This window comes from Stenotrophomonas sp. TWI1151, from assembly GCF_039673135.1.
In the GTDB taxonomy this organism is placed as follows: domain Bacteria; phylum Pseudomonadota; class Gammaproteobacteria; order Xanthomonadales; family Xanthomonadaceae; genus Stenotrophomonas.
In genome coordinates, this window is the sequence record NZ_JBDJLA010000002.1 from 57546 (window position 1) to 73610 (window position 16065).

At 65.1% G+C, this 16065-nt stretch carries 16 protein-coding genes; 14 read left to right on the forward strand and 2 right to left on the reverse strand.

The features are described from left to right. Positions 1-354: 354 nt before the first annotated feature. The 14 genes from recF (at position 355) to ABE422_RS04495 (ending at position 14222) form a co-directional block, all read left to right on the forward strand. Positions 355-1452: a DNA replication/repair protein RecF gene (gene recF / locus ABE422_RS04430; RefSeq protein ID WP_313211275.1), complete on the forward strand. Its 1098-nt coding sequence runs from the start codon at positions 355-357 to the stop codon at positions 1450-1452. 113 nt (positions 1453-1565) lie between these two features. After that, a complete protein-coding gene (gene gyrB, locus ABE422_RS04435) occupies positions 1566-4025 on the forward strand; it encodes a DNA topoisomerase (ATP-hydrolyzing) subunit B (protein ID WP_313211274.1) in 2460 nt (819 codons plus the stop codon). Between the two features lie 73 nt (positions 4026-4098). Beyond that, positions 4099-4950: a CPBP family intramembrane glutamic endopeptidase gene (locus ABE422_RS04440; protein WP_313211273.1), complete on the forward strand. Its 852-nt coding sequence runs from the start codon at positions 4099-4101 to the stop codon at positions 4948-4950. 72 nt (positions 4951-5022) lie between these two features. Continuing rightward, positions 5023-5829: a M48 family metallopeptidase gene (locus tag ABE422_RS04445; RefSeq protein ID WP_346482557.1), complete on the forward strand. Its 807-nt coding sequence runs from the start codon at positions 5023-5025 to the stop codon at positions 5827-5829. A gap of 142 nt (positions 5830-5971) precedes the next feature. Beyond that, entirely contained in the window at positions 5972-7168 is a 1197-nt protein-coding gene (locus ABE422_RS04450; protein WP_313211271.1) for a tetratricopeptide repeat protein, read from the forward strand. Between the two features lie 257 nt (positions 7169-7425). Next, the gene (locus ABE422_RS04455; protein WP_172407616.1) at positions 7426-7983 is read left to right on the forward strand and encodes an energy transducer TonB; all 558 of its coding nucleotides are present in this window, start codon (positions 7426-7428) and stop codon (positions 7981-7983) included. An 86-nt stretch (positions 7984-8069) separates the two neighbouring features. Then, positions 8070-8828 (forward strand): TonB-system energizer ExbB, encoded by a 759-nt coding sequence (gene exbB, locus ABE422_RS04460; protein WP_019184055.1) that lies wholly within the window; start codon positions 8070-8072, stop codon positions 8826-8828. Positions 8829-8885: 57 nt separating this feature from the next. After that, positions 8886-9311 carry a biopolymer transporter ExbD gene (locus ABE422_RS04465; protein ID WP_046272259.1) on the forward strand — a complete coding sequence of 142 codons (426 nt, stop codon included), beginning with the start codon at positions 8886-8888 and terminating at the stop codon, positions 9309-9311. Positions 9312-9314: 3 nt separating this feature from the next. Continuing rightward, complete coding sequence (locus ABE422_RS04470) at positions 9315-9728, forward strand: biopolymer transporter ExbD (protein WP_046272258.1); 414 nt, start codon at positions 9315-9317, stop codon at positions 9726-9728. A 115-nt stretch (positions 9729-9843) separates the two neighbouring features. After that, entirely contained in the window at positions 9844-11304 is a 1461-nt protein-coding gene (gene cls / locus ABE422_RS04475; RefSeq protein ID WP_346482558.1) for a cardiolipin synthase, read from the forward strand. 68 nt (positions 11305-11372) lie between these two features. Further along, complete coding sequence (locus ABE422_RS04480) at positions 11373-11633, forward strand: hypothetical protein (RefSeq protein WP_070474188.1); 261 nt, start codon at positions 11373-11375, stop codon at positions 11631-11633. Between the two features lie 4 nt (positions 11634-11637). Next, a complete protein-coding gene (locus ABE422_RS04485; protein WP_346462791.1) occupies positions 11638-12381 on the forward strand; it encodes a pyridoxine 5'-phosphate synthase in 744 nt (247 codons plus the stop codon). A gap of 286 nt (positions 12382-12667) precedes the next feature. After that, entirely contained in the window at positions 12668-13759 is a 1092-nt protein-coding gene (locus tag ABE422_RS04490; RefSeq protein ID WP_346482559.1) for a PA0069 family radical SAM protein, read from the forward strand. Between the two features lie 97 nt (positions 13760-13856). Continuing rightward, positions 13857-14222, forward strand: coding sequence for a hypothetical protein (locus ABE422_RS04495; protein WP_346465276.1), 366 nt, complete (start codon positions 13857-13859; stop codon positions 14220-14222). Here the strand turns inward: ABE422_RS04495 and ABE422_RS04500 are convergent, their stop codons facing one another. Next, on the reverse strand, positions 14223-14933 hold the full coding sequence (locus ABE422_RS04500; RefSeq protein WP_313210641.1) for a 2OG-Fe(II) oxygenase: 711 nt from the start codon (positions 14931-14933) through the stop codon (positions 14223-14225). Between the two features lie 109 nt (positions 14934-15042). Beyond that, entirely contained in the window at positions 15043-16059 is a 1017-nt protein-coding gene (locus tag ABE422_RS04505) for a class 1 fructose-bisphosphatase (protein WP_313210537.1), read from the reverse strand. Positions 16060-16065 lie beyond the last annotated feature (6 nt).

Genomic DNA, 16065 nt, shown 5'->3' on the forward strand with positions numbered 1-16065 from the left:
GTACCTCAGTGCTGCGTACGGCGCAGATTTGAAAAAATTCAGGCCCCTCCAGCTGGCCATGCGGCGGGAAACGGAGGTTTCACGTGGCGGTGCTGGCCGCGGCGCTGACGTCGGCGGCGAACATCGCGCTTGTCTGGCCCGATGATCGTTGGCGCACCCGAAATGCACGCATGGCAGACCGAGCCGCCATCGCGCTGAACACCGGGACGCACCGACCGGCTCCTTCCGCCCTCGGCGAATGGTCAGGTCGACAACCGGCGCGCCGAGCATCCGGCCACGTGGAACCTGGGCAATGCAGTAAGCTGATCGATTCCCCCTACCCGTCTGCCGCCCCGTGCGGCGTTGATCGTCCGCATGCACATCCGCCGCTTGACCCTGCACCAGGTTCGCCGCTTCGATACCGTCGAACTGGCACCGCAACCGGGCATCAACCTGATCACCGGTGACAATGGCGCCGGCAAGACCAGTGTCCTGGAGGCGCTGCACGTCATGGCGTATGGGCGCAGTTTTCGCGGCCGTGTCCGGGATGGCCTGGTACGCCAGGGCCGGGAGGCGCTGGATGTGTTCGTGGAATGGGATGAGCAGCGCGAAGGTGCCGACACCCCGACCCGTCGCAAGGCCGGGCTTCGCCACAGCGGCCAGGAATGGAAAGGCCGACTGGACGGGGAAGACGTCGCTCAGCTCGGGACGCTGTGCGCCGCACTGGCGGTCGTCACCTTCGAGCCCGGTAGCCATGCCTTGGTCAGCGGCGGCGGTGAACCGCGTCGCCGGTTCCTTGATTGGGGTTTGTTCCACGTGGAACCAGACTTCATGGGTCTGTGGCGGCGGTACTCGCGGGCCCTGAAACAGCGCAATGCCCTGCTCAAGCAAGGAGGGCACCCGAACGCGCTCGATGCGTGGGACCGGGAGCTCGCCGAGGCCGGCGAACCGCTGACCACCCGCCGCCAGCATTACCTGGAACGGCTACAGGAACGGACCGTGGAACTGGCCGCCGTACTGGCGCCCAATCTGGGGATCCAGTCGCTGAGTTTGAGCCCAGGGTGGCGCAAGCAGGAGGTTTCGCTCTCCGACGCCCTGCTGCTGGCCCGGGAACGTGACCGCATGGCCGGCTATACGTCGGTCGGTCCGCACCGGGCCGACTGGAGCGTCGGATTTGAGACCATTCCGGGCCGGGATGCACTCTCGCGCGGCCAAGCCAAGCTGACCGCCCTCACCTGCCTGCTGGCGCAGGCCGAGGACTATGCCGAGCAGCGCGGCGAATGGCCGGTGATCGCCCTGGACGATCTGTCGTCCGAGTTGGATCGCCATCACCAGGCGCGGGTGCTGGAACGGCTCAAGGCCGGCCCGGCACAGATCTTCATCACCGCCACCGAGGTGCCGGCGGCGCTGGTGGACGCGACAGATATCACCCGGTTCCACGTGGAACATGGACAGGTCCTGCCTGTGCCATAGTGGTCCCCCAGGGGCCACAGTGCCCGGCTGGTATAATTGCTGTTGCAACCCCTTATTACTCGGCGCCCCGCCTCACGGCGGCGGACCGACCTGCGGAGCCTACGGCAAGCGCAATGACTGAAGAACAGAACATCCCCGCAAACAGCGGCAACTACGACGCCAACAGCATCACCGCCCTGGAAGGCCTCGAGGCTGTCCGCAAGCGTCCTGGTATGTACATCGGCGACGTCCATGACGGCACCGGTCTGCACCACATGGTGTTCGAGGTCGTCGACAACTCCATCGACGAAGCCTTGGCCGGCCACGCCGACCATGTGTCGGTGATGATCCACGCCGATGGCTCGGTCTCGGTGTCGGACAACGGGCGCGGCATCCCGACCGGCAAGCACGAGCAGATGAGCAAGAAGCTCGATCGCGAAGTCTCTGCAGCCGAAGTCGTGATGACGGTGCTGCATGCCGGCGGCAAGTTCGATGACAACAGCTACAAGGTCTCTGGCGGTCTGCACGGCGTGGGTGTCAGCGTGGTCAACGCGCTCTCGCAGAAGCTGCTGCTGGATATCTACCAGGGCGGCTTCCACTACCAGCAGGAATTCGCTGACGGTGCCGCCGTCAATTCGCTGAAGCAGGTCGAAGCCAGCACCAAGCGCGGTACGACCCTGCGCTTCTGGCCGTCGGTGAAGGCGTTCCACGACAACGTGGAGTTCCACTACGACATCCTGGCCCGCCGCCTGCGCGAGCTGTCCTTCCTCAATTCCGGCGTCAAGATCGTGCTGGTCGACGAGCGCGGCGATGGCCGCCGCGACGACTTCCATTACGAAGGCGGCATCCGCAGCTTCGTGGAGCATCTGGCGCAGTTGAAGACGCCGCTGCACCCGAACGTGATCTCGGTGACCGGCGAATCCAACGGCATCGTCGTGGACGTGGCGCTGCAGTGGACCGATTCCTATCAGGAAACGATGTACTGCTTCACCAACAACATTCCGCAGAAGGACGGCGGTACCCATCTGGCCGGCTTCCGCGGCGCGCTGACCCGTGTGCTCAACAACTACATCGAGCAGAACGGCATCGCCAAGCAGGCCAAGATCAACCTGACCGGCGATGACATGCGCGAAGGCATGATCGCGGTGCTGTCGGTGAAGGTTCCTGACCCGAGCTTCTCCAGCCAGACCAAGGAAAAGCTGGTCAGCTCGGACGTGCGCCCCGCCGTGGAAAGTGCCTTCGGCGCGCGGCTGGAAGAATTCCTGCAGGAAAACCCGAACGAAGCCAAGGCGATCGCCGGCAAGATCGTGGACGCGGCGCGTGCACGTGAGGCCGCCCGCAAGGCGCGCGATCTGACCCGTCGCAAGGGCGCGCTGGATATCGCCGGCCTGCCGGGCAAGCTGGCTGACTGCCAGGAAAAGGATCCGGCGCTGTCCGAACTGTTCATCGTCGAGGGTGACTCGGCAGGTGGTTCGGCCAAGCAGGGCCGCAACCGCAAGAACCAGGCGGTGCTGCCACTGCGCGGCAAGATCCTCAACGTGGAACGTGCGCGCTTCGACCGCATGCTCGCCTCGGACCAGGTCGGGACGCTGATCACCGCGCTGGGCACCGGCATCGGCCGGGACGAGTACAACCCGGACAAGCTGCGCTACCACCGCATCATCATCATGACCGATGCCGACGTCGACGGCGCGCATATCCGTACGCTGCTGTTGACCTTCTTCTACCGTCAGATGCCGGAGCTGATCGAGCGCGGCCATATCTACATCGGCCTGCCCCCGCTGTACAAGATCAAGCAGGGCAAGCAGGAGCTGTACCTGAAGGATGATCCGGCGCTGGACGCGTATCTGGCCAGCAGTGCGGTGGAGAGCGCGTCGTTGATCCCGGCCGAAAGCGAGCCGGGTATCGAAGGCGTAGCGCTGGAGAAGCTGTTGCTCTCCTATGCTTCGGCGCAGGAAACCATTGCGCGCAACGGCCATCGCTATGATCGCCAGGTGCTCGAAGCACTGATCGATTTCACGCCGATGGATCTGGAGCACCTGCGCAAGGCCGGCGCCGACGAAGGCCTCGCCGCACTGGCGACCCGCCTCAACCAGGGCAGCCTGGGTTCCCCGCGCTACACGCTGGAACTGCAGGAACCCACCGACGAGCGTCCGGCCGCCGTGCTGGTCACGCGTCGCCACATGGGCGAGCAGATGATCCAGGTGCTGCCGCTGGCCGCGTTCGAGACCGGCGAGCTGCGTGCGTTGCACCAGTCCTCGCTGCTGCTGCATGGCCTGGTCCGCGCCGGTGCCAAGATCAGCCGCGGTGCAAAGTCGGCCGAGGTGGCCAGCTTCGCCGAAGCACGCAACTGGCTGCTGGATGAAGCCAAGAAGGGCCGCCAGATCCAGCGATTCAAGGGTCTGGGTGAAATGAATCCCGAGCAGCTCTGGGACACCACGGTCAATCCCGACACCCGCCGCCTGCTCCAGGTGCGGATCGAGGATGCCGTGGCCGCCGACCAGATCTTCAGCACGCTGATGGGCGACGTGGTCGAGCCGCGCCGCGACTTCATCGAAGACAACGCGCTGAAGGTCGCCAACCTGGATATCTGACACAATCGGGGACGGGCTGGCCGGGTGCGACCTGCACCCTGGCCGGTCATCGCCCCCCGATGCCAGGAATCCGATGTCCGCTACCCCCCCGGCGTCCATGACGCCTCCGCTGCCCCCTGCCGTTCCGTCATTGCCGCGCAAGCCGGGTTCCCCGCTCGCGGGCTTCTTCATCGACCTGGGCATTGGCGTGCTGGTGCTGCTGTCGCTGAGCCTGATCAGCGGCTTGGTCTGGGGGCTGTACCGCGGGGCGATCGTTGGCTACCAGGCCGCTCGCGACGGTGCGGATGCTTCGGCCGTTGCCGGTCTTGCCCAGCAATTGGGCCAACCCGGGGCGCTGGCCCAGATCCTGATGGCGCTCGTTGCCACCGGTGGTGCCGCGCTGGTGCTGTATTTCTTCCGTCGCCGGGCCACGCCCGCCGAACGTACGCTGTCCTTCCAGGCGGCACGCCGCCCCTCGACATGGGGGTGGACGCTGCTGGTCGCCACCGGTGTGATCATCGGCAGCAATCTGATCGCATGGCTGGCCAAGCAGGGCGGCATCGAACCGGTGCCGACCAACCTGGCCCTGATGGAACAGGCGATCACGCGCTTCCCCTGGTTCCTCGCGCTGTTTGCCGTGGTGCTCGCGCCGGCCTATGAAGAGCTGCTGTTCCGCCGTGTCCTGTTCGGTCGCCTGTGGCAGGCCGGTCGCCCGGTGTTGGGCATCGTCCTGAGCAGCCTGGCGTTCGCCCTGGTACATGAAATCCCCGGCACCAGTGCCAACGGCCCGTGGGAAATCGCACAGCTATGGCTCGTCTATGGCGGCATGGGCGCGGCCTTCGCCTGGCTCTACCAACGCACCGGAACCTTGTGGGCGCCGATCGCCGCGCATGCCTTGAACAACGGCATTGCCCTGGTCGCGCTGATGTTTCTGGGCCTCCATTGATCGATCACGCGGCTTGACGAAAATTTACGTGGCCGCGTTCCACACTGCGCACATGAACACGGGGGATCGCACATGAAACCAGTGCTGTTGGGAATTGCCATCGCCATGCTGGTGAGCGCGTGCGCCACCACGACCTCACCCACCGGCCGCCGCCAGATGGTCGGCGGTGTTTCGCAGGCGGAACTGGACCAGCTGGGCGCGCAGGCGTTCACCGAGACCAAGTCCAAGGGAACCCTCAGCAAGGACCCGAAGCAGACCGCGTACGTGCAGTGCGTGGTCAATGCGCTGGTCGCCCAGTTGCCGCCACAGTACCGTGGCGTACGGTGGGAGACGGCGTTGATGGTCGACAAGGAGCCCAACGCGTTCGCCCTGCCCGGCGGCAAAGTCGGGGTCAATACCGGCATCTTCACGGTCGCCAAAAACCAGGATCAGCTGGCCGCGGTGATCGGCCACGAGATCGGGCACGTCATCTCCCGCCACCACGAAGAGCGCATCACCCGCCAGATGGGCGCGCAGACCGGCCTGTCGGTGCTCGGGGCACTTGCCGGTGCGGCCTACGGTGAGGGTGCGGCCAGTACGGTCAACCAGCTCGGCGGCGCCGGCGCCCAAGCCGCGTTCCTGCTGCCCGGCTCGCGGACGCAGGAAAGCGAGGCCGATATCGTGGGTCAGCGGCTGATGGCCGAGGCCGGTTTCAACCCCGCCCAGGCAGTGGATCTGTGGCAGAACATGATGGCCGCCAGTGGGGGTCGCTCGCCCCAATGGCTGTCCACCCACCCCGATCCTGCCAACCGTATCCGTGAACTTCAGCGAGACGCGCCGTCCCTGAGTGGTGTATACCAACAAGCCCAGGCGGCCGGGCGCAGGCCAAAGTGCGGTTGACGCGTCCGGATACGAGTCAAAGATGCTGTATTGCAGCATCGGAAACGATTTCTCACGCCATCAGTTTCTGATACGTTTGGCGGCTCAGATTTTTCTGACAGTCCGTTTTGATGCCGCTGCGGCGGTTCGATCGAGGTGAAAGATGATTTTCAGCAACCACAAGCAAGCCGTCCTTTCCGTCCTCATCGCGACCGCTGTAAGTGGCGCCATGATCACCGATGCCTTCGCCCAGGCCCGCTCGTCGGAGCGTGGCGCGCGTGGCGGGAAGAAGCAGGCCAAGGCCGAAGTGCTCTACCCGCAGGCGACCCGCCAGGAGCCGGAGCAGAAGTCCTCGGCCAAGGTCGGTCCGAAGCTGCAGAAAATGATTGACAGCTACAACGACCAGAAGTTCCCGGAGACGCGCGCGCAGGCCGACGAAATCCTGGCCAATCCCGCTGCCAACGCCTACGACAAGTCGCTCGCCGCGCAGCTCGCCTCGCAGGCGGCCTACCAGCTTGATGACGTCGCCGCTGCCAAGAAGTACCTCGAGCAGGTGCTGCAGCTCGGTGGCCTGGACAACAACGGCCACTACCAGTCGATGCTGATGCTGGGTCAGCTGCAGCTGCAGGACGACCAGATCAACGAAGGCCTGGCGACGCTGGACAAGTACTTCGCCGAGACCAAGTCGAACAAGCCCGAAGAGCTGATCGCCAAGGGCCAGGCGCTGTACCAGGCCGAGCGCTACGCCGAGGCCATCCCGGTGCTGCAGCAGGCTATCGCCGGCTCGCCCGAGCCGAAGGACAACTGGAACCAGTTGCTGATGGCTGCCATGGCCGAAGCCGGCCAGACCGGTGAAGCGGTCAAGCAGGCCGAAGCGCTGGCGGCCAAGAACCCGAACGACAAGAAGGTGCAGTTGAACCTGGCCAGCATGTACATGCAGGCCGACCAGATGGACCAGGCTGGCGCTGTCATGGCCAAGCTGTACGCCGCCGGCCAGCTGACCGACGAGCGCGAGTACAAGCAGCTGTACTCGATCTACGCCAACAGCGAGAACAAAGAAAAGGACGTCATTGCCGTTATCAATGATGGCCTGCAGAAAAACATCCTGAAGCCGGATTATCAGGTATACCTGGCACTGGCCCAGGCGTACTACTACTCCGACCCGCAGCAGACGGACAAGGCGATCGAGGCGTGGCAGAAGGCTGCCCCGCTTTCCAAGGATGGCGAGACCTACCTGAATCTGGCACGCGTGCTGCATTCGGAAGGTCGCATTCCGGAGGCCAAGCAGGCCGCCCAGCAAGCGCTGGCGAAGGGTGTGAAGAACCAGGCGGATGCCAAGAAAATCATCAACCTGAAGTAAGTAGGAATAACGCCTGAACGCCTGCATAAGTGATGCGCAGGCGCTCAGGATTGGTATAAGCTTGGAGGTTCCTGCGGTGTCATGCACCGCTGATCATGGGCTACCTGTCCCCGGGTATCCCGGCCCCACTAATGAGCTCTTGGCGCATGACGGAACAACTAGTCGTTCACAGGTACGAACAACGCGATGACACCGGCCTCTCCTGGCCGCGTATCGTGGGTATCGCTTTTGTAATCGCACTGCATCTCGCCGCCTTCATGATGCTTCTGATCCCGGCTGTGGCTCCCAAGGCCGTGGCGGAGAAAGAACGCAACATCATGGTGACCCTGGTCGACGCTCCGCCGCCGCCACCACCGCCGCCGCCGCCGCCGCCGCCGGATGACACCCCGCCGCCGCCGGTCAAGAACCTGTCGCCGCCGAAGCCGTCCCCGGTTCCGCCGCCGCCGCAGGCTCCTGTGGTCGATATCCCGGACCCGCGTCCGACCGACATCGTCACACCGCCTTCGCCGCCGTCGCCGCCGCAGCCGCCGAGCACCATTGAGGCAAGCGTCGACATCTCGTCGAAGAACATGAACCCCCCGCGTTACCCGCCGGCCGCGTTCCGTGCTGGTATCCAGGGTGAAGTCATCCTGATCATTGACGTCGATGCCAATGGCAACGTCACCAATGTGTCGGTCGAGAAGTCCAGCCGTAACCGTGACCTCGATCGCGCCGCCATGGACGCAGCTCGCAAGTGGAGCTTCCGTTCCGCGGAATCGGGCGGGAAGAAGGTCGCAGGTCGCGTTCGCGTCCCGGTCAACTTTGCGCTGAACTGATAGTGGCCGGTGGCCCGCCGGCCACCGCCCCTAGCGGTTATTTCTAGCAATACCCTTTATCACCACACACAACAAAGGTAAGCGTCATGCTGCAGGAACTTTTCATCGCCGCTGCTGCCGGGGGCAACTCCAACGCCCTGTCGCAGATGGGCTTCGAGCACCTGATCCACGAGATGACCACCCAGCCGGGTGACTTCGCCGTCTCCTGGGTCGTGCTGCTGACCCTGATCATCATGTCGGCCATGTCCTGGTACTGGACCGTCATCAACATCTTCCGCGCCACCCGTCTGAAGGCTGCTGCCGACAAGGTCGTGAGCCTGTTCTGGGATACCCCGAACGCCCAGGACGCCATCCGTGCGATGGAAGAACAGCCGGCTTCGGAGCCCTTCTCCAAGATCGCTCTGGACGCTGCACAGGCTGCTGCGCACCACCAGCGTTCGGAAGGCGGCACCTCGGGTGGCCTGGGTGAGAACCTGAGCCGTTCGGAGTTCGTCGATCGCGCCCTGCGTCAGGCCGTGACCCGCGAAAGCAACAACCTGCAGTCGGGCATGACCCTGCTGGCCACCGTCGGCGCAACCGCTCCGTTCGTGGGTCTGCTGGGTACCGTGTGGGGCATCTACGGCGCGCTGATCAAGATCGGTGCCACCGGTTCCGCCTCGATCGACGCCGTTGCCGGCCCGGTGGGTGAAGCACTGATCATGACCGCCATCGGTCTGTTCGTGGCTATCCCGGCCGTGTTCGCCTTCAACTTCTTCAGCAAGATCAACAGCGCCACGATCAGCAAGTTCGATACGTTCGCTCACGACCTGCACGACTTCTTCGCCACCGGTTCGCGCGTTCGCTAATAGCGACGCGCGTCACCCAGCGAGAACGTAGTCAACACGATCTAGACGGAGCCCGTTATGGCTTTCAGTAGTGGTAACAGCGGCGGCCCCATGGCCGACATCAACGTTACGCCCCTCGTGGACGTGATGCTGGTGCTGCTGATCATCTTCATCATCACGGCGCCCCTGATGTCCCACAAGGTCAAGGTGGATCTGCCTGAGGCCAACCTGGTGCAGAATCCGGAAGACGCTGAAAAGCGGGCGAGCCCGATCACCTTGGCAGTCAAGGAAGACGGCTCGATCTACTGGAACGACGAGGAAATCGACAAGCAGACTCTTGAGTCGCGCTTGGCGACCGCCGCCCAGCAGACCCCGCAGCCGCCCCTCAACCTGCGTGGTGATCGCACCACCAAGATGCGCGTCATCAATGAGATGACGAAGGTCGCGCAGGAACAGGGCATGCTCGACGTGGGCTTCGTCGCCACCAAAGTAAAGGGGCAGTAAGCCATGGCGTTCAGTACTGGTGGTAACAAAGGCCCCATGGCCGACATCAACGTCACGCCCCTGGTGGACGTGATGCTGGTGCTGCTGATCATCTTCATCGTCACCGCGCCGATCATGACGTACCCGATCGCCGTTGACCTGCCGCAGCGCGTGCTCAACCCACCGCCGGTGACGGTCGAACCGCCGCCGCCGATCGAGCTGAAGGTGGACGCCAGCAACCAGGTGTCGTGGAACAACAGCCCCGTGGCTGTGGGCGAACTGCAGCAGCGTATGGAACAGGAAGTGCAGCGCGATCCGACCAACCAGCCGGAACTGCGCATCGATGCCAGCCCGGACTCCGAGTACGACGTGATGGCCAAGGTGTTGGCTGCCGCGAAGAATGCTCAGATGAAGAAGATCGGCTTCGTACAGCAGTAATACGCAAGACGCAGTCATGACGCGACTGGAAAACGCCCCTGGAAACAGGGGCGTTTTTTTTGTGCCGCCGGCCGTGGATACGCGCCAGCGCCACGCTGCCCGCTATCATCCGGCCATGCTCGCAACCTTCGACGTCTTCGGGGACTGGCTCGATGCCATCCCCCACCTGCGCCCCCTGATGGTGGCGGCCTACATTCTCTATCTGCTGTGGCTGACCGGCTGGATCATGCTGCAGAAGCGCGAGCCGGTCGCCACGCTGAGCTGGATCCTGTCGCTGGCCGCCCTGCCCTACCTTGGCCTGTTCATCTACTACCTGCTCGGCCCGCAGAAGGTGAAGCGGCAGCGCCTGCGCCGTGGTCGTTCGCGCTCGGGGATGGAGCATTACAGCAGCGTCTGCCCACCGGATGCGGACTGCACCGAGCTGGCCAAGATCGCCCAGGCCACCACCGGGCTCTCACCGAGCTCGGCCACCGAGGTGGAGTGGCTGGTCGATGGCGCGGCCACCTACAGCGCACTGCTTGCCGCGGTGGCCACGGCCAAGGACCACTTGCACCTTGAGTACTACATCTTCAATCCGGACCACGCCGGCACCGCGCTGCGCGATGCGCTGACCGAGCGTGCGGCCGCCGGCGTGCGCGTGCGCCTGCTGCTCGATGCGGTCGGCTCGTCGTCCATCCGCAAGCGCTTCCTGCAGCCGCTGCTGGATGCAGGCGCCGAAGTCGTCTGGTTCCACCCGCGACAGCTGCTCAAACCGTTCAAGCGGCCCTGGTTGAACCTGCGCACGCACCGCAAGCTCGTCATCATCGACGGCCTGCAGGCCTTTACCGGCGGCATCAACATCACGGATGAGGAAGATGAGAGCGTCCGCCCGGATGCGTATCGCGACCTGCACATGCGGCTGCGGGGCCACGTGGTGCGCAGCCTGCAGCTGGTCTTCATCGAGGATTGGATCTACGCCACCGGCCAGGAGCCGGCGCGCTTCAACATCGCCCAGCTGTGGCCGGAAACCATGCCCAGCCGCAGCGAGGGCAGCATCAATGCGCAGGTGCTGGTTTCCGGTCCGGATTCGTCGTGGGAGACCATCCACCGGCTGCACGTGGCGGCGATCCACGAAGCGAAGGAGCGCGTCTGGCTGGTGACGCCCTACTTCGTGCCCGGCGAGGCCGCGCGCATGGCACTGACCTCGGCCGCACTCGGTGGCCTGGACGTGCGCCTGCTGGTGCCCAAGATGAGCGACTCCTGGTTCGTCACCCAGGCCGCGCGCTCCTATTTCGACGAGCTGCTGCAGGCCGGGGTCAAGATCTACGAGTACGGCCCACGCATGCTGCACACCAAGGCCTTCATCGTCGATGACGACGTGTGCATCGTCGGCAGTGCCAACTTCGATCACCGCAGCTTCCGGCTCAACTTCGAGCTCTCGATGATGATCAGCGACACCGGCCGCGTTGCGGCGCTGGCCGAGATCCTGCGGGCCGAATACAGCAGCGCCGCGCCGGTCTACAACGACCGCCAGCGTTCGCTGTGGCGGCACCGTGTGCCCGAGGCGTTCGCCCGCCTGGCCTCGCCGCTGCTGTAGCCACTGCTCCCCGTGGAACCGCACCCGGCGCCAGCGCTACACTGGCCCGGTCAATCGGGGAGAACGACATGTACTGGCTGTTTCTGCTGTTCGCGCTGGCCTGTTTCGGCATGGCGCTCAAGACCCCCCACATGGGGCTGATGGCGCTGTCGCTGCTGGGCACCCTGGTGTTCCTGCTGGCGTGGGTCCGCGGCCTCTACGTGGCCCGCTTCGGTGACGTGCAACCCACCCGCGCGGCCATCACCGATCCCAACGAACTCCGTCGGCTGCGGGAGCTCGCCCTCCAGGCGCGCACCCCGGCTGCTCAGGGTGAATCCGACCCCTCGTAGTGCCATGACCCAACTCAGCGTCAACGTGAACAAGATCGCCGTACTGCGCAACTCGCGCGGCGGCACCGACCCGGACGTGCTGCAGGCCGCCCGTGCCTGCCTGGATGCCGGCGCGCATGGGATCACCGTGCACCCGCGCCCGGACCGACGCCACATCCGCGCCGAGGACGTGCTGGCGCTGTCCGCGCTGACGGCCGAGCGCGGCGTGGAGTTCAACATCGAGGGCAACCCGTTCGCGCCCCCGCGTGAGGGCTATCCCGGGCTGCTGCCGCTGTGCGCGCAGACCCGCCCCGCCCAGGCCACCCTGGTGCCCGATGGCGACGGCCAACTGACCTCCGACCATGGCGTCGACTTCGCCCGGGATGCCGAGCGGCTGCGCCCGCTGATCGCCGAGTTGAAGTCGTATGGCTGCCGGGTCAGCCTGTTCGTGGACGCGGGCAATGCCGACCTCGCCCAGGCCGCCGAGATCGGGGCCGACCGCGTGGAGCTCTACACCGGCCCCTACGCCGAGGCGCATGCCGCCGGTGACGCCACCGCCATGCTGGCGGTGTTTGCCGATGCAGCGCGCCGCGCCCAGGCGGCCGGCCTGGGCGTCAACGCCGGCCACGACCTGTCGCAGGACAACCTGGCCGATTTCCTGCGGACCGTGCCGGACGTGCTGGAAGTCTCGATCGGCCATGCGCTGATCAGCGAGGCGCTGTATGACGGGCTGGATGCCACGGTGAAGGGCTATCTGCGGCTGCTGTGATGCGGCGCGTAGCCCTGCCGCGTAAGGGGCGCCCGGCATCAGGTAGCGCCGACCGTTGGTCGGCTCGGCCGCCCGTGACGTGACACCGCAGGCACGCGCTCTGGCCCTGTGGATAAATTTGGGGATCAAATCGGTCTCCACCTCCGCCGACCCTTACCCGGCGCGGGTTTCACTTCCCATTACGCCTGTGGTTAGTAATACTACTAACCATGGATATCTCCCATCCCCGCCGTTCCGACGCCACGACGTCTCATTCCTTGAGACCTCCCGGCGATAGCCTTTGACGATGGGTATTGCGATCAAAGGCCGGGGCTCCCGCACGCACCTGGCGGGCCGTTTCGAGGTCACCGTCAGCGAAGCGATGGACGACGGCTGGGCGCCGGATGAGAGTGAAGAGTTCGCCGCGCCGCGGCTGCGTACCGAAGTGCGCGCCGAGACCGCCCGCAGCATCATCAGCCGCAACAAGTCGCCCGACGTCGGCTTCAGCCAGTCGGTCAATCCGTACCGCGGTTGCGAGCATGGGTGCTCGTACTGTTTCGCCCGACCCTCGCACGCCTATCTCAATCTCTCGCCCGGGCTGGACTTCGAGACCAAGCTGTTCGCCAAGACCAATGCGCCGCAGCTGCTGCGCAAGGAGTTCTCGCGCCCCGGCTACGTGCCGCAGCCGATCGCGCTGGGCATCAACACCGACGCCTACCAGCCGATCGAGCGCAAACTCAAGCTCACCCGTCAGCTGATCGAGGTGATGCTGGAAACCCAGCACCCGTTCTCGTTGATCACCAAGAACGCGCTGGTCGAGCGCGACATCGACCTGCTTGCGCCGCTGGCCGAAAAGCACCTGGTCAGCGTGCACTTCTCGGTGACCTCGCTGGACCCGCACCTGTCGGCCAAGCTGGAACCGCGTGCCTCGGCCCCGCATGCACGGCTGCGCGCGATGCGTCGCCTGAGCGATGCCGGCATCCCGGTCGGGGTGATGGTCGCGCCGGTGATCCCGTGGATCAACGATGCCGAACTGGAAGCCGTGCTTGAGGCCGCCCACGATGCCGGTGCCTCCACCGCCGGCTACGTGCTGCTCCGGCTGCCGCTGGAAGTGGCGCCGCTGTTCCGCGATTGGCTCGACACCCACCACCCGGACCGCGCCACGCACGTGATGAGCACCATCAACCAGCTGCGCGGTGGCAAGGATTACAACAGCCAGTTCGGCACGCGCATGCGCGGCGAAGGCGTCTACGCGGATCTGCTGTCCAACCGTTTCAAGCTGGCCCGCAAGCGGCTGGGCTTCGATGCGCAGCACAGCCACTGGCCGAGACTGGACTGCACCCGCTTCCTGCGGCCGCTGCCCCCGCGGGTGGACTCACCCCAGGGCTCGCTGTTCTAACCAGCGCCCCCGATGGACTTTGGGCCGCGCCCGCCCAACAATCGGGCCAAGACGCCGGGTGGTCTGACGTCCATATCGGATATCCAGGGGGAACCACATGTCATCGGCAGCCACCTCGGCCGCGTCGAACGCGGCCAACATCGCGATCAATGCCGCCATCACCGCAGCGGTGCAGCAGCAGCGCGACGCGTTGATCGCACACTTCACCGGCCATCAGGCGCTGTCTCCGCAGAGCGCGATCGCGGCCGACACCATCGACCCGGCACTCCATGCGCCACTGAAGTACTACCGCGACAACGGCGTCATCCGCGACGCAGGCGGTGATCGTCTCTATCTCGATCTGGACGTGCTGGCCGGGTTGAAGGCGAAGGCGAAGCGCACCGGGCGCAATGTGCTGATCACGGTGATGGTGTTGGCGGCGGTAGTGGTGGTCGGTGCTGTGTTGCTGGTGTCGGCGCGCTGATCAATTCCCACCAAACAATTTCTGCGCACTCTGGAAAAGAATCCAGCTCGTCGCAATGAACTTGTCCCCACCCTGCGGCCGGTTGCCCCGGTGCGTGTGGGTAAACGCGGTCGGTGCGATCAACAGGCTGCCGGTGCGTGGCGCAACCTTGCGGCCCTGGAACAGGAACTCGGTTTCGCCGGCGTCGAAATCGTCATTGAGGTAGAGCGTCCACAGCAGGTGGCGGTGCAGCGTTTCGCCAGCCGGATCGCGTGGGTACAGCTCGCAGTGCCAGTACGGATAGCCACCCTCGCCCGCCGCATACCATTGCAGATTGATGGCACCGGGCCGCAGGCAGGTGCGGGCCAGGTCGGACAGCGTGGCGTCGTCCATGTCGGGAAAATCCTCGGCCGCCAACCGGCGCGGTTGGCCCTGGCTGTCCTGGATCTGCAACATCAGTGGCGAGATCAGGGCCTGTGGATAACGGCGTAGATAAGTCAGCAAACCCTTGAAAACCGCCTGCTGCAGCACTGCTTCCGCCTGCCGCCACTCGGGACGCCCGCTGATGCGAAGATCCTTGCTGTGCTTGAGTTCCGGGAACACACCGCTGCCCACTTCGCCCGGCTGCAACTGCGCACTGGATCGCATCTGGGCCTGCAGGGCCGCGCAGACCTCGTTGGGGACGGCGTTGTGGATTACTTCGATGAAATCGAGCGGTGCGTCGGCAGTCATGGGGTCATCCGTGGGCACGAATGGCCGATGGTGACCGCTGCCGTGGCCGATGTCACGCCGTTGCCACGTATCAACAGGGCTGACCGGATGGCCAGCCCTGTGTAGCAAATCAACCCGCCGCGCTGTCGTGTTCGCGGTGGTAACGGGTGGCTTCTTCCACTTCATTGCGCGACCCGAGGAACACCGGCACGCGCTGGTGCAGCTGATCGGGCTGGATGTCGAGAATGCGCTTGCGGCCGGTGGTGGCGGCGCCGCCGGCCTGCTCGACCAGCAGGCCCATCGGGTTGGCTTCGTACATCAGGCGCAGCTTGCCGGCCTTGGACGGATCCTTCGTGTCCCACGGGTAGATGAAGATGCCGCCGCGGGTCAGGATGCGATGCACGTCCGCCACCATGCTGGCGATCCAGCGCATGTTGAAGTTCTTGCCGCGCGCGCCTTCCTTGCCGGCCAGCAGGTCCTGCACGTAGCCCTGCATCGGGGCTTCCCAATGCCGCTGGTTGGACATGTTGATCGCGAATTCCTGGGTGTCCGCCGGGATCTGCATGTCCGGCGTGGTCAGCACGAACTCGCCCTTCTCGCGGTCCAGGGTGAACGCGTGCGTGCCGTGGCCGACGGTGAGCACCATCTGCGTGCTCGGCCCGTAGATGCAGTAGCCGGCCGCGACCTGCGCGGTGCCCGGCTGCAGGAAGCTGGCATCGCTGGGCTGCTCGGTGCCCGGCGGGCAGCGCAGCACCGAGAAGATGGTGCCGACCGACACGTTGACGTCGATGTTGGAGCTGCCATCGAGGGGATCGAACAGCAGCAGGAAGTCACCGCGCGGGTAGGTGTCGGGCACCGGCTGGCAGTGATCCATTTCTTCCGAGGCACAGGCAGCCAGGTGACCGCCCCAGGCGTTGGCTTCCAGCAGGATCTCGTTGCTGATCACGTCCAGCTTCTTCTGCGCCTCGCCCTGCACGTTGCCGGTACCGGCTTCGCCGAGCACACCGCCCAGCGCGCCCTTGCTGACCGCGATGGAGATGCTGGTGCAGGCGCGGGCGACAACAGCGATCAGCTGGCGCAGATCGGCGTTGATGCGGCCGGCATGTTGCTCTTCGATCAGATAGCGGGTCAGCGACGTCTGGGACATGGAATC